Source organism: Bradyrhizobium sp., from assembly GCF_004799405.1.
Taxonomy (GTDB): domain Bacteria; phylum Pseudomonadota; class Alphaproteobacteria; order Rhizobiales; family Xanthobacteraceae; genus Bradyrhizobium.
The window spans coordinates 1-12,884 of record NZ_SSMW01000011.1 but is presented as its reverse complement, the minus strand read 5'-3'; the positions used below and the strand labels follow the sequence as shown (position 1 = coordinate 12,884).

The following is a 12,884-nucleotide window of genomic DNA, read 5'->3' as shown; positions in this document are numbered from 1 at the left end:
CTATTGCTTTTGCGCCCCGGTCTTGCCGATCTTGTCCCATAGCCAGCGCGCCACTGCATCGGGCGACGAGGCGCCGTCACCGCCGGCGGCGCGCAGGTTGGCCTCGCGCATATCGGCGATATCGATGTGGCCGAGCAGCGGCTGCAGCGCCGATCGCAGCGCCTGATCGGCGGCGCGTTTCGGCGAAATCAGCACGATCGCATCGTAGGGCGGGATCGCGTGCCTGGGGTCGTCCAGCACCACTAGGTCGTATTTCGCGATCAGCCCGTCGCTGGTGTAGCCGGCGATCACATCGACCTCGCCGGAGGCGACCGCGGCATACATGAAGTCCGGCTGCATCTGCCGCTGCGCGCGAAACGACAGGCCGTAGGCCTCGCGCAGCCCGGCCCATTCCGGCCGCGAGAAGAACTCGTAATCGGCCGCCATCGACATCGTTGCCGCATGGGCTGAAAGATCGGCAATCGAGTGAATGCCGAGCGCATCGGCGCGCTGGCGCGGCATCACCAGCGCATAGGCGTTCTCGAACCCGAGTTCGCCGAGCAAGGTGATTTTCTGCTGTGCCAGTGTCGCCGTCAGGTCGCCGAGCAATTCCGCGCGCGGCTTGATGTCGGTATGGTGAAACTGGTTGGCCCACAGCGTGCCGGAATAATCGACATAGACGTCGATGTCGCCGGATGCCAGCGCATCGAAGATCACATTGGAGCCGAGGCCCTCGCGCGAGCTGGCGGTCAGTCCCGCCGCCCGCAGCCGCTGTGCGATCAGCGCCGCCAGCACATATTGCTCGGCAAAGGTCTTGGCGCCGACGATGTAGCTCGACGGCGAACGCGCCAGCGAGGGCGCCAGTGTCGCCGCGACCAGCGCCGCGATGCCGATGCCGCCTGATATCACGCGCAGGCGGCTGCGCCGGCGCAGGCCGGTCTCGATCAAGGCCAGCAATTGATCGACCGCCAGCGCCAGCACGGCCGCGGCGAGGCAGCCGAACAGCACGAACACCCAGTTCTGGGTTTGCAATCCGGCAAAGATGTAATTGCCGAGGCTGGTCTGGCCGATCGGGGTGGAGAGCGTGGCGGTGCCGATCACCCACACCGCCGCGGTGCGGATGCCCGCCATCATCATCGGCAGCGCCAGCGGCAATTCCACCATGAACAGCGACTGCCGCGCTGTCATGCCGACGCCCTGGGCGGCTTCCAGGATCGCGGGGTCCACGCCTTGCAGGCCGGTGATGGTGTTGCGCAGCACCGGCAGCATCGAATACAGCGCCAGCGCCAGCACCGCGGGCAGGAACCCGAACGCCGAGAAACCAGCTCCGAACCAGGCCAGCGACAATGCCGCCAGCGCCAGCAGCAGCGGGTAGAACAGCGCGAGCAGCGCCAGGCCCGGCACCGTCTGCACGATGCTGGCAAGGCCGAGCAGCACGCCGCGCGATATGCGACGGTTGCGGACCGCAATCGCCAGCGGCAGGCTGACCAATAATCCCAGCGCCAGCGCCGTCAGGCTGACGCGGACGTGATTGCCGAGATAATCCGGCAGATGCGCCAGCGCCTCGCTCCAGCGCGGATCGGAAAATAGGCTCATGCCGCGCCATCCCGCGGCAGCAACATTCTCAGCCGCTCGGCCTGCCGTCGCGGCGTGCGCAGGAGCTCGCCGACATAAGCGTCGCCGCTGGCGGAAAGCTCCGATGGTGTGCCGAGCGCCGACAGCCGTCCGTCCCGCATCACCGCGACGCGGTCGGCAAGCAGGATGGCCTCGGTCATGTCGTGGGTGATCATGACCGTGGTCAGCCCGAGCTTGCGATGCAAAGCGCGGTAATCGTCGCCGAGCGCGTCGCGGGTGAGGGGATCGAGCGCGCCGAACGGCTCGTCCATCAGCACGATGCGGGGTTTGGCCGCCAGCGCCCGGGCGACGCCGACCCGCTGGCGCTGGCCGCCCGACAGCTCATGCGGAAACCGGTCGCGGTGCTGGCTGCGGTCGAGCCGCACCAGGTCGAGCAGCTCATCGACGCGCGCGGCGATCTCCGCCGCCGGCGTGCCCAGCAGTTTCGGCGTGATGCCGATATTGCCGGCGACGCTCATATGCGGAAACAGCCCGCCGCTCTGGAACACATAGCCGATGCGGCGGCGCAATCGAACCGGATCGGCCGCGCGCACATCCTCGCCCTCGATCCGGATGCTGCCGCTGTCGGCCTCGATCAGCCGGTTTGCCAGCCGCAGCAGCGTGGTCTTGCCCGAGCCCGAGCCACCGACGATGGCGAGGAATTCGCCCGCGGCGACCTCGAGCGAAACGTCGTTCACCGCCACGACCGGCCCGGCGCCGCGGCCGCCGTCGAAGCTCTTGCCGACATGCGCAAATGCGATCGGGGGTGCGTCTTGCATTCAGTCTTTTCCTTCACCCTCCCCTGGGGGGATCTGGAGGGGAGGGTGGAGAACAGCGTTAGCCTCACTTACCACGTTGTAGCACTTCGTTGAACTTGTCGCGCCAAGGCGCTAATGCATCGTCCGAACCTGGAGGGGCGCAGTGGATACGGCAAAGCCGGCGGCGGTCGTGCTGGAGGACGCGACGGTGGCGTTTCGCCTGGCCGATGCGCGCGTCTATACCGCGGTCGAGCGCGCCGCGCTACGGATCGAGCATGGCGAGTTCGTCGCCATCGTCGGTCCGACCGGATGCGGAAAGTCGACGCTGCTGAACGTCGCCGCCGGCCTGCTCAAACCGGTATCGGGCGCGGTTCGAATCTTCGATTCCGCGCTGACCGGGCTCAATCGCGAGGCCGGCTACCTGTTTCAGGCCGATGCGCTGTTCCCGTGGAAGACCGCGCTCGACAATGTCGCCATCGGCCTCGAAGTATCGGGCGTGGCGCGGGCCGAAGCGCTGGCGCGGGCGCAAGGCTGGCTGGCATCGGTCGGGCTCGGCGCGTTCGGCGGCCGCTATCCGCACATGCTGTCGGGCGGCCAGCGCAAGCGCGTCGGGCTCGCCCAGGTGCTGATCCGCGATCCCCGGATTCTGCTGATGGACGAGCCGTTCGGGCCGCTCGATGCCCAGACGCGCCAGATCATGGGCAACCTGTTGCTGGAGCTGTGGAGCGCCGACCGCAAGGCGGTGCTGTTCGTCACCCATGACCTCGAAGAGGCGATCGCGCTGGCCGATCGCGTCGTGATCATGTCGGCGGGACCGAGTGCGCGCATCATCGGCGACTGGCGCGTGCCGCTGGCGCGGCCGCGCGACATCATGGAGGTGCGGCTGGAAAAGGAATTTCACGCACTTCACCGCGAGATATGGAGTGTTCTCAAGGATGAGGTCTTGAAGGGCTACGCGCAGGCGTCGCAAGCCGCGGAGGGAGCCGCGTGACAGGCCTTTCTCACGTCGTCCCGGCGAACGCCGGGACCCATAATCCCGATTTTCGTTGTTTTGGAAGATCGGTAGGAAATCGCTCAAACGACAGGACGCGGCGTATGGGTCCCGGCGTTCGCCGGGACGACGCTGGGAGAGGATGGTCATGTCGCGCCTGAAGCTGCTCGTCTGCCAGATAGCGGTCGCCGTCGTCATGCTGGGGCTGTGGCAGTTGCTGGCCACCGTGCCGGTGTTCGGCCGCATGCTGCTGCCGCCGTTCTTCTTTTCCAACCCGGTCGACGTCGGCAGCCAGATCGTCGACTGGTTCGCAAGCGGGGTGATCTGGAAGCACCTGCTGATCACGCTATGGGAGTCGATTCTTGCGTTTGCGATCGGCTCGCTGGGCGGCGTTATGGTCGGCTTCTGGTTCGCGCGTCAGCCCCGGGTCGCGGCGGTATTCGATCCCTATGTGAAGATGGCCAACGCGCTGCCACGCGTCGTGCTGGCGCCGATCTTCACGCTGTGGCTCGGCCTTGGCATCTGGTCGAAAGTAGCGCTCGGCGTCACGCTGGTGTTCTTCATCGTGTTCTTCAACGTCTATCAGGGCGTCAAGGAAGTCAGCGCCACGTTGCGCGACAACGGCCGCATGCTCGGCATGAGCGAACGGCAGCTGCTGCGGCACGTCTACTGGCCGTCGGCGCTGTCGTGGATGTTCTCCTCGCTGCACACCTCGGTCGGCTTCGCCGTGGTGGGCGCTGTGGTCGGCGAGTATCTCGGCTCCGCCGCCGGGCTCGGCTATCTGATCCAGCAGGCCGAGGGCGTGTTCGACGTCGCCGGCGTTTTCGCCGGCATGTTCGTGCTGTCGGCCTTCGTGATCCTGATCGACCTTGCGGTAACGGTGGTCGAGCGGCGGCTATTGGTGTGGCGGCCAGGCGCGGCCGACGGGCGCGGGTAACGCCCGTCCGTCATTGCGAGGAGCCACCGGGTCGCGCGAACGCGCGCCCGATGACAGGCTCCGCGACGAAGCAATCCAGCTTGTTTCAAGAAAGCTGGATTGCTTCGCTTACGCTCGCAATGACGGCTGGAAGACCGTCGTCAATCCGTCAGCAACTTGGTGTCATCCGGTGCCTGCGGCGGCGTCTTGATCGCGATCGCCTTGAACGTCCGGCCGTCCGGCTTGGTGCCGCCATGCGGGGTGCCGTGGGGGATGATGACGAGGTCGCCCGGCTTCACCCTCACTTCCTTGTCGCCGAGCCACAGCGTCCCGGTGCCTTCGAGGATGTACTGGATCTCGTTGGCGACAGGATGCAAATGCTTGGGCGTGTTGCCGTCCTGTATTGCCAACGTAGCGCCGTCGGCGGAAGCCAATAGCTTGTTGCGCATCCCGGATGCATTGGCCGGGCTAAGCGCATCCCCTTCCAACTCGCCGGTGTGAATGACTTGTGCGGTGAAGACATCGGTAGCGGCCTGCGCGGGCCGCAGTAGGTGCGTCACGCCGCAGCCGGCAGCAAACGCAGCCGCGATCGATAACGTCGTAACAATGCGATTCATGGACTCCTCCCTGGCATTTTTTGTGGGGCGGATGCTAAGCCCTGAAACCGCGATTGGCCAGCGGGTGATCTGCCAGGGCGCCAGCGGCCCGATGACAAAAATTTTGCGCGGTCGGTGGAATAAACCCCATCCGGAAGCGCGACGGGTGGCACTTCCGCCTGTCGTGCCCGACACCAGACGTTGGCACCAAAGTCGGCTTCTCAACGCCGGTGGGTTGCTTTACCGTGCCGCCAACGATGGAGGAAACCATGAGAACGATGTTTGGCAGGCTGGCCGCGGCACTTTTGGCGCTGTTTCTGATGTCTGATCTTGCTGCAGCGCAAAGCAAGATCACGATCGCGGTCGGGGGCGGCGCCTGCCTGTGCTATTTGCCGACCGTGCTGGCCAAGCAGCTCGGCGAATTCGATAAAGCCGGTCTTGCCGTCGAACTGGTCGACCTCAAGGGCGGCTCCGATGCGCTCAAGGCGGTGCTAGGCGGCAGCGCCGACGTGGTTTCCGGCTATTTCGACCACTGCGTCAATCTCGCCGCCAAGAAGCAGGAGCTGCAGGCTTTCGTGGTCTATGATCGCTATCCCGGCCTCGTCCTGGTGGTGTCGCCCTCGCACAATGGCGAGATCACATCGATCAAGGATCTGGCCGGCAAGAAGGTCGGCGTCAGCGCGCCCGGCTCCTCGACCGACTTCTTTCTCAAATATCTGCTGAAGAAGAACGGCCTCGACCCGGCCAGCGCCTCGGTGATCGGCGTCGGGCTCGGCGCCACCGCGGTGGCGGCGATGGAGCAGGGCCAGATCGACGCCGCCGTGATGCTCGATCCCTCGGTCACCGTGCTGCAAGGCAGCCATCCGGACCTGCGCATCCTCAGCGACACCCGCACGCAAAAGGATACGCTGGCGGTGTTCGGCGGCGAATATCCGGGCGGCGCGCTCTACAGCACCACGGCCTGGGTCGCCTCGCATGACAAGGAAGTGCAGGCCCTGACCAATGCGATCATGAATACGCTGGCGTGGATTCACTCGCATTCGCCGGAAGACATCATGGCGAAAATGCCCCCCGAAATGGTCGGCAAGAACAAGGAGCTCTATCTAGCCGCGCTCAGGAACACGATCCCGATGTATTCGGAAACCGGCAAGATGGACCCCAAGGGCGCCGAAGCGGTGCTTGCGGTGTTCAGCGAGAGCTCGCCCGAGGTCGCCAAGGCGAATATCGACGTCACCAAAACCTACACCAACAAATATGTCGACCAGGCCAAAAAGACCACGGGAATGAATGCGAAATAAAGCTTGATGGCCGCATGACGCCGCCGGTCATTCATCGCGTCACGACGCTTGATTTGAGGTTGCGGCCTTGGCCGTGGCCGTTCGCGGACGAGCGGCGCGGCGATATCGACGCGCATTTTGCGCGCAAGCGCGGCGAGAAGCCGGAAATCTGGAACGGACGCATCCTGATGGCGCGCCATCCCGTCTTCGCCGGACAGCGTTTCAGCGCCAGCTATTTCGAAGTCGATTTCGCCAGTTTCCTGGCGTGGCGCGACTGGGGTTTTCCCGACAAGGACGTGTTCAACGGTTTCGGGATGGGCGCGCTGCGTTCTGCCGACGGCGCCTTCGTGATGGGTGAAATGGGCCGGCATACCGCCAATGCCGGACGGATCTATTTCCCGTCCGGCACCCCCGATCCCGGCGATCTCAGTGGCGGCATGGTCGATATACCCGGCAGCGTCGCCCGCGAGGTCGAGGAAGAAACCGGCCTGACACCGGCCGACTATCGGGCCGGCGCATACTGGGACTGTGTGGTGTCGGGTGCTGCCATCGCGATGATCAGGATATTGAATGTTGATATGACCGGCGACAGGCTGCGCGCCAGGATCGAGGCCAACCTCGCCCGGCAGGACCAGCCCGAACTGGCCGCGATCCAGCTGGTGCGCAACACCAGCGATCTCACATCGGCGATGCCGCGCTTTGTCACCGCGTTCATCGAAGCGCAACTAAACAGCTAGCAGGGGTGTTGTGGTGTCATGAGCAAGAAGTCCTCGCAAAACCTCGCAGCCCGACTTGAGCCTTTCGTGGCGCCGTTCCGCTTCGACGGATCGGGCGAGTTCCACATGCGGTCGCACAAGACCGATGAAAAGGGCGGTCTCGACAAGGACAAGGGCGAAAAGATCATGGAGGCCAACCGCAAGCGGCTGAGCGATTTCCAGGAAAAACTGTACGCGCAGGACCGCTGGTCGCTGCTGCTGATCTTTCAGGGCATGGACGCCGCCGGCAAGGACAGCACCATCAAGAGCATCTTCGAGGGCGTCAACCCGCAGGGCTGCGAGGTCACCTCGTTCAAGCAGCCGACGTCGCACGAACTCAATCACGACTTTCTGTGGCGCAGCATGATCGCGCTGCCGGAACGCGGCCGGATCGGCATCTTCAATCGCTCCTATTATGAGGAATGCCTGGTGACGCGGGTGCATCCGGAACTGCTCAAGGAGGAGAAGATCCCGCCTGTGCTGATGACCAGGAAGATCTGGCGCGAACGGTTCGAGGATATCTCGGCGGTGGAGCGCTATCTTGCGCGCAACGGCACGCTGATCCTGAAGTTCTTCCTCAACGTGTCGAAGGAGGAGCAGCGCCAGCGGTTTCTGGAGCGGCTCGACCAGCCCGCGAAGAACTGGAAATTTTCGATGGGAGACATCACCGAGCGCGCGCGGTGGACGCGGTACCAGGCGGTGTATCAGGATATCGTCAGGCACACCTCGACGGCGACGGCGCCGTGGCATGTGGTGCCGGCCGATCATAAATGGTTCGCACGCGTGGTGATCGGCTCGACGGTCGTCAGCGCGCTTGAAAAACTCGACCTGAGATTTCCCAGGGCCGATGCCGCCTCGCTGCAGGAATTCAAGCGGGTGCGGGCCGCGCTGGAGAATGAGGGCAAGCGGAAGACGAGGAAGGGCGCGACGAAGAAGGCGTCCGGAGCATGAAAAGGAGAACTGGAGATGGATATCAAGCGAGGCGGTTCGCAACCGTCCGGCAAAGGCCCGGTTGAGTATTTTACCGGCGCGGTTCGAATCGATCCCTTGTTCAGTGCGCCTGCTCCGGCGCGCGTGGCCGGCGCCAGCGTGACGTTCGAGCCCGGCGCCCGGACCGCCTGGCACACCCATCCGCTCGGTCAAACGCTGGTCGTGACCGCCGGTTGCGGCTGGGCGCAGCGGGAGGGAGGCCCGATCGAGGAAATCCGGCCCGGTGACGTGATCTGGTTTCCGCCGAACGAGAAACATTGGCACGGCGCCACGCCCGCCACCGCGATGACCCATATCGCCATCCAGGAATCCCTCGACGGCAAGCTGGTCGACTGGATGGAAAAGGTCTCGGACCAGCAGTACCGGCGATAAGGGCGACCCCGGCACGGCGACTGGCGGGGTCCGTTCGCGGCCCCGCCGAACCTTGCGTTTTCAGCGCAATCTTACCGCCGACGCCATCGTTTCTCCCCCGCGCGCCGAATCCTGCGCTGTCATTCGCCGTAGTGGTAGCGGGATCACGGACGTTGTGATTGCGGCCGGAGCAAATGGCCGCTTCCGGGACGTCGTTGGCGCGGATTTGGCGCGGCCTGCCTTTTCGATCCGTTTCGCGCCGGCTATGTCGGGGAATACGGAGTCGGACTTTTCAGTGCGGTAGAAAATGACGCCGGGGTCGACATAGGCCGGCATGAGCTTGGTATCGAGTTGAAAGACGTCATCCATGTCGGCGAGCCTGAGTTTCAGGTCGCTGTTGCCGCAGGCAGAAAGTCCTTCCGCAAGCCTGGATTTCGTCTCGCTTGCGGCAAGGTCGGCAGCCGCGTCGGCATCGGACGCAGGATCGGCCTCCGGGGAGCTTTCGGCCAATACGGCAGGGGTCACGACTGGTTCGCCCGAAACGATTCTATGCTCGGATTTCGGAGGGAATGCGGCTGCCGTCCCGGAACTGATGATCGAGGCAACCGGTGCGGCCGACATGTACATGAACATGAAATATCCTGCCCCCGTCACGGTCGCGGCCCAGGTGATCGCGCTCATGCCGGCAACAATTTTGCGCATCCTGGCGGCGAAGGGGTGCCCAAGCGATTTCTGCTCCAGGCGCGCGAGCTGCAACAGGTCGTCGTACACCGCGCGCTGCTCGGTATCGCCGAGGATTTCGCTGGCGCGAACGATCTCGCGGAATTTCAGCGCCGCATCCGGATCGCCGGGCCTCATGTCGGGATGAGCGCCCTTGACCGCCCTGCGGAATGCGGCCCTGAGGTCTTCGGCGTCATCGCCGGGGAGGGCTTCGAGCAAATCGTAAAGCGTTTTCATCGCGAATTTTACTCAAGCACACATACAAAACTGAACGTTACCGCTCGTGAATATTGTTGATCCAGTGCGGCAGAAGAGTGACCTCTTCGTTGCGGCGGCGGGCGCGGGTTGTGGCACAACCAAGGCGCTCGCGTGACAGGATTCTCGCCCCGATCGAATGAGCCGTGGTCCTAATTCCGGTCTTGCCACAAACCGGACCTCCAGCAACGTCTGACTTGGGTCCGCTCACAGGGGTAAAGCGGACTCTAAGAGCGATTATTTCGCCTTTTGACCCGATCCGGACATGCCACGGTCTTCCGCGGGCGTCAGCTATTGACCGATTGTATTGGTTCTCTTCGGCGTGGAGTTATTTTCCAAGATGCGTTGGTGTGTTGGCCTTTTGGCGACGAAGATTCAAATTTCGCGTTCGACGAGATTTAGTTCGACCTCCCTGGCCGCATACTCAGCCGACTGGCGTAAGTTCATAGCCGCGCCTCTACGGCTTTCTTCATCAAAGGTTCGTTCGCCGAGCGTCTTGCGTAGTCGAACTGTAGCCTCGCGAACACTCGTATGCGAATGGTCCAGCGCCGAAAATGCCGCGAGCGCGCCGCTCAACCGTGCCGCGGCAACTGGAGAGCCAATCCGTTCAAACAGTATGACGAGGCTGGCAATCCCGACGACAGCAATCATCAGGTCCGGAGAGCGCTGTAACATACCGAGCATCTGTCGAAAGCTTCGGAGTGCCGTCGTTGGGTCGTTGCTGCTGGCCTGCAGTGCGGCCATCTGCGGTACCACCATTAATTCAAACAGGCGATTGCCGGTGTCGCGCGCAAGAGTGGCGGCATGCTCGTAGCATGTTAGCGCCTGCACCGGATCGAGGGCAGCCCACGCGTTCGCCTTTCCCCACCAGGCAATGACAATCGAGCAGGGAACGCCGGTGGCTTCCGCTTTCATGATCGTCTCGTCGGCGATCGCTCGAGCCTCCTGATCGCGACCGCAGGCTGCCAGGAAAAACGGCACAAACGCCAGGTTGAAACGCCCGTGCCGATCACCTTCGCGTTCGGCGCCCTTGGTGATCAAATCGACGGCGCTTGCGCCGTCTCCTTCGTACATGGCGATTGTCGCGAGGTCAGAGAACGCCCATGCGAACGGATCGAAGTGCGCATTGTCGGGTAACGAGATGGCCTCGGCGCCATATCGCCTAGCGTCCTGAGTCCGTGCCAGGCTCCAGGCAGTGCTAGCTGCCCACGTCAGCAGGACGATGAGACGCGGGTGCCTGATTGTGCGCGCGGCGTCGACGATCTCTTCCGCCCAGAATGCAGCTTCGTCACGAACCACGAAACGCCCCATGTCACCGATGTTCGAGGCAATGGTGCATGCCAGATCGACGTGGCCAGTGTCCTTTGACCATCGAAACGCAGTACGCAGGTTGTCGATCTCCTGGTCCAGCCACTGGTAGGCAACGGCCTGACGCGGGCTTAGCCACGTCTGGAAATTGCGAGCGGAATCGTCGGCGAAGAATTGCGCGTGGCCCAACCGCACGGCACTGGCTTCGCCGCTCAACGGAAGTTGTTCCTCCCCGAACTGCCGGATAGTCTCCAATAAACCGAAGCGCACCGCTGCGCCCTTGTGGTCGGCCCACACGAGCGATTTTCGTACCAGCGAGTCCAGAAGATTTAGCACATCGTCTGGCTCGATATTGCCGCCGCTACAAACCTTTTCACAGGCTTCCAGAGAAAAACCGCCGGCGAACACCGTAATGCGCGCCAGCAGTGTTCGTTCTTGCGGTGACAGAAGATCATAGGACCATTGTACGGCATGGCGAAGCGTCTGGTGTCGTTCCAGTGCGCGGCGCCCGCCGGTAAGCAGCTGAAACCTTTCGTTGAGACGATCGCGGATTTGGGCGGGGCTTAGACTTCGGGCGCGAGCTGCCGCAAGCTCGATTGCCAGCGGAATGCCATCCAGGCGCCGGCAAATTTCGGCGATCGCTTCGCTATGGTTGTCCGCCTGGAAATCCGGAGCCACGGCGAGAGCTCGATCTACAAATAGGCGAGCCGCCGCCGAGCGGAGGTCATCGCTGACGGAGAGCGAAGCGACTGGCCAATTGCGCTCGCCGTCGATCATCAGCTCCTCGCGGCTGGTGGCGAGCACTACGACCTGTGCGCAGCGCGCCAGGATCGATTGGACGAGCGCCGCAGCGGCTTCGATTAGATGCTCGCAATTGTCGAGCAGCAATAGCAGGCGCTGGCGGCTGAGCGCACCAACAACACTGTCCTCGATCGTTGTGCCGCGTTGTTGCGCAATTCCGAGAACCGCGCCGACCGCGTGCCCAATCGCACCTGGGTCTGTGACATTGCCAAGCTCCACGAGCCAAGCGCCGTCAGGAAAGTCCGGCGCCACATCGGCTGCCACCTGCAGCGCGAGACGCGTCTTGCCGACGCCGCCGACGCCGGTCAGGGTTACGAGCCGGTTTGCGCGCACGAGCGCGGCGAGCTCGACGATGTTCTGCTCGCGCCCGAGAAAGCTAGTCGCCTGAGCCGGGAGATTGCCAGGCAACGCGTTGAGCGTCCGTGGCGCCGGAAAATCCAGTTTGAGACCTTCGATACGCACCTGGAACAGATGCTGTTCCTGCGAAAGGTCGCGAAGGCGATGTCTTCCGAGATCAATAAGATCGATCCCGTTGACTAGCGAAGCGGTCGAGGCAGCAATCAGGATCTGTCCGCCGTGAGCAGCCGACATGGTCCGAGCGGCGCGATTCAATGCCGGCCCAAAATAATCATTGTCGCGCGATTCGACTTCGCCGGTACAGATGCCCATGCGGACGGGCAGAGTGAGTTGCTGTTGTGCAGTTACCGCGGCATCGAGAGCGGCTCTGGGTGATGCAAAGGCGGCGACTACGCCATCGCCGGTATGCTTGAACAAAAACCCACCTGCACTGGCGACGGCTTGCTTGAGCGCGGCATCGTGCTCGGCAAGCTGCCGCCGCATGAGGTCAGGCTGCTCGTCCCAACGGCGGGTTGACTGCTCGATGTCTGTAAAAAGAAACGTGACGGTACCTGCCGGTCGCTCCGCCATCGCCTGCTCCGTCGCCACCTGATTGTGCCGACTATGAGATTAATGCATCTTTTCGATTGATGGAACTGCTGTACTCAGTGCAACGCCAGCTGCGAAGTCTCCTATTGGCACTTTTCGGACATGGCGCGATGTTGGCCTGAGTCCGTTATGAACCGCACAGCGGACATCGGCCGAGTCCGTTCAATTTAGGATTTGCGCCTCTGGGCTACGCGACCCGGCAAATCAGTGAACTGTCAAGTCCCATCAGTAAAAAGATTCTGATTTTCAGAATCACCAAATCAGGCGTATATCTCTCCCATCCCGTCCCACTCAGAGGGGCGTTTCGCGATCGTCATGGACGTTGGAACGGGATGCGGTGGACGCGGATGGCGCTTTGACGAATGCGCCAGAGGCGGACGGCGAAGTCGTGTGGTCCTGACGCCCCGACGCTGGCGTCAAGTCGGCGGAGTGATCCGCTGGCGACGGTGGCAAGAAAGCCCGGTCACCGGGGAGAGCACGAAGGAAACCGTTAAAACCATTGTGCGGGGAATGCCGGGTGATTTCCGGTGTGACCGTGGTGACTGTTACTGGCATGGCTTGTTTTTCTGCCCTGCCAGGCTGCGGGCGCATTGGGCGCCCGGCATTCCCTGCGCCCTCTGATCGGAGG

Annotated in this window: 11 protein-coding genes; 6 read left to right on the top strand and 5 right to left on the bottom strand. The window is 63.2% G+C overall.

From position 1 onward, the window contains the following. A complete protein-coding gene (locus E7813_RS02615) occupies nt 1-1,575 on the bottom strand; it encodes an ABC transporter permease/substrate-binding protein (RefSeq protein ID WP_291570567.1) in 1,575 nt (524 codons plus the stop codon). Beyond that, nucleotides 1,572-2,372: an ATP-binding cassette domain-containing protein gene (locus E7813_RS02610; protein WP_291570565.1), complete on the bottom strand. Its 801-nt coding sequence runs from the start codon at nt 2,370-2,372 to the stop codon at nt 1,572-1,574. The genes E7813_RS02615 and E7813_RS02610 overlap by 4 nt, the downstream gene beginning before the upstream one ends. 142 nt (nt 2,373-2,514) lie before the next feature. Here E7813_RS02610 and E7813_RS02605 point away from each other — a divergent pair, with 142 nt between their 5' ends. Together E7813_RS02605 and E7813_RS02600 are read left to right on the top strand one after the other, a co-directional pair. After that, nucleotides 2,515-3,342 (top strand): ABC transporter ATP-binding protein, encoded by an 828-nt coding sequence (locus E7813_RS02605; RefSeq protein WP_291570563.1) that lies wholly within the window; start codon nt 2,515-2,517, stop codon nt 3,340-3,342. Between the two features lie 148 nt (nt 3,343-3,490). Then, on the top strand, nt 3,491-4,279 hold the full coding sequence (locus E7813_RS02600) for an ABC transporter permease (protein ID WP_291570561.1): 789 nt from the start codon (nt 3,491-3,493) through the stop codon (nt 4,277-4,279). Nucleotides 4,280-4,419: 140 nt separating this feature from the next. Here the strand turns inward: E7813_RS02600 and E7813_RS02595 are convergent, their stop codons facing one another. After that, a complete protein-coding gene (locus E7813_RS02595) occupies nt 4,420-4,875 on the bottom strand; it encodes a cupin domain-containing protein (protein WP_291570560.1) in 456 nt (151 codons plus the stop codon). Between the two features lie 248 nt (nt 4,876-5,123). On the opposite strand from E7813_RS02595, the gene E7813_RS02590 reads away from it, so the two are divergent. The 4 genes from E7813_RS02590 to E7813_RS02575 are packed head-to-tail and all read left to right on the top strand — an operon-like array spanning nt 5,124 to nt 8,248. Then, nucleotides 5,124-6,152 carry an ABC transporter substrate-binding protein gene (locus tag E7813_RS02590; protein WP_291570558.1) on the top strand — a complete coding sequence of 343 codons (1,029 nt, stop codon included), beginning with the start codon at nt 5,124-5,126 and terminating at the stop codon, nt 6,150-6,152. 14 nt (nt 6,153-6,166) lie between these two features. Beyond that, nucleotides 6,167-6,868 carry an NUDIX hydrolase gene (locus E7813_RS02585; RefSeq protein ID WP_291570556.1) on the top strand — a complete coding sequence of 234 codons (702 nt, stop codon included), beginning with the start codon at nt 6,167-6,169 and terminating at the stop codon, nt 6,866-6,868. Between the two features lie 18 nt (nt 6,869-6,886). After that, entirely contained in the window at nt 6,887-7,837 is a 951-nt protein-coding gene (locus E7813_RS02580) for a polyphosphate kinase 2 family protein (RefSeq protein WP_291570554.1), read from the top strand. Between the two features lie 15 nt (nt 7,838-7,852). Further along, on the top strand, nt 7,853-8,248 hold the full coding sequence (locus E7813_RS02575; protein ID WP_291570552.1) for a cupin domain-containing protein: 396 nt from the start codon (nt 7,853-7,855) through the stop codon (nt 8,246-8,248). A 60-nt stretch (nt 8,249-8,308) separates the two neighbouring features. On the opposite strand, the gene E7813_RS02570 is transcribed toward E7813_RS02575, so the two are convergent. Together E7813_RS02570 and E7813_RS02565 are read right to left on the bottom strand one after the other, a co-directional pair. After that, nucleotides 8,309-9,184, bottom strand: coding sequence for a J domain-containing protein (locus E7813_RS02570; RefSeq protein ID WP_291570550.1), 876 nt, complete (start codon nt 9,182-9,184; stop codon nt 8,309-8,311). A 393-nt stretch (nt 9,185-9,577) separates the two neighbouring features. After that, the gene (locus tag E7813_RS02565) at nt 9,578-12,238 is read right to left on the bottom strand and encodes an adenylate/guanylate cyclase domain-containing protein (protein WP_291570548.1); all 2,661 of its coding nucleotides are present in this window, start codon (nt 12,236-12,238) and stop codon (nt 9,578-9,580) included. Nucleotides 12,239-12,884 lie beyond the last annotated feature (646 nt).

Coding starts and splice junctions, on each gene's coding strand:
- E7813_RS02595 (WP_291570560.1), bottom strand. CDS start 4,875: ATGAATCGCATTGTTACGACGTTATCGATCGCGGCTGCGTTTGCTGCC.
- E7813_RS02600 (WP_291570561.1), top strand. CDS start 3,491: ATGTCGCGCCTGAAGCTGCTCGTCTGCCAGATAGCGGTCGCCGTCGTC.
- E7813_RS02570 (WP_291570550.1), bottom strand. CDS start 9,184: ATGAAAACGCTTTACGATTTGCTCGAAGCCCTCCCCGGCGATGACGCC.
- E7813_RS02575 (WP_291570552.1), top strand. CDS start 7,853: ATGGATATCAAGCGAGGCGGTTCGCAACCGTCCGGCAAAGGCCCGGTT.
- E7813_RS02585 (WP_291570556.1), top strand. CDS start 6,167: ATGACGCCGCCGGTCATTCATCGCGTCACGACGCTTGATTTGAGGTTG.
- E7813_RS02565 (WP_291570548.1), bottom strand. CDS start 12,238: ATGGCGGAGCGACCGGCAGGTACCGTCACGTTTCTTTTTACAGACATC.
- E7813_RS02580 (WP_291570554.1), top strand. CDS start 6,887: ATGAGCAAGAAGTCCTCGCAAAACCTCGCAGCCCGACTTGAGCCTTTC.
- E7813_RS02615 (WP_291570567.1), bottom strand. CDS start 1,575: ATGAGCCTATTTTCCGATCCGCGCTGGAGCGAGGCGCTGGCGCATCTG.
- E7813_RS02590 (WP_291570558.1), top strand. CDS start 5,124: ATGAGAACGATGTTTGGCAGGCTGGCCGCGGCACTTTTGGCGCTGTTT.
- E7813_RS02610 (WP_291570565.1), bottom strand. CDS start 2,372: ATGCAAGACGCACCCCCGATCGCATTTGCGCATGTCGGCAAGAGCTTC.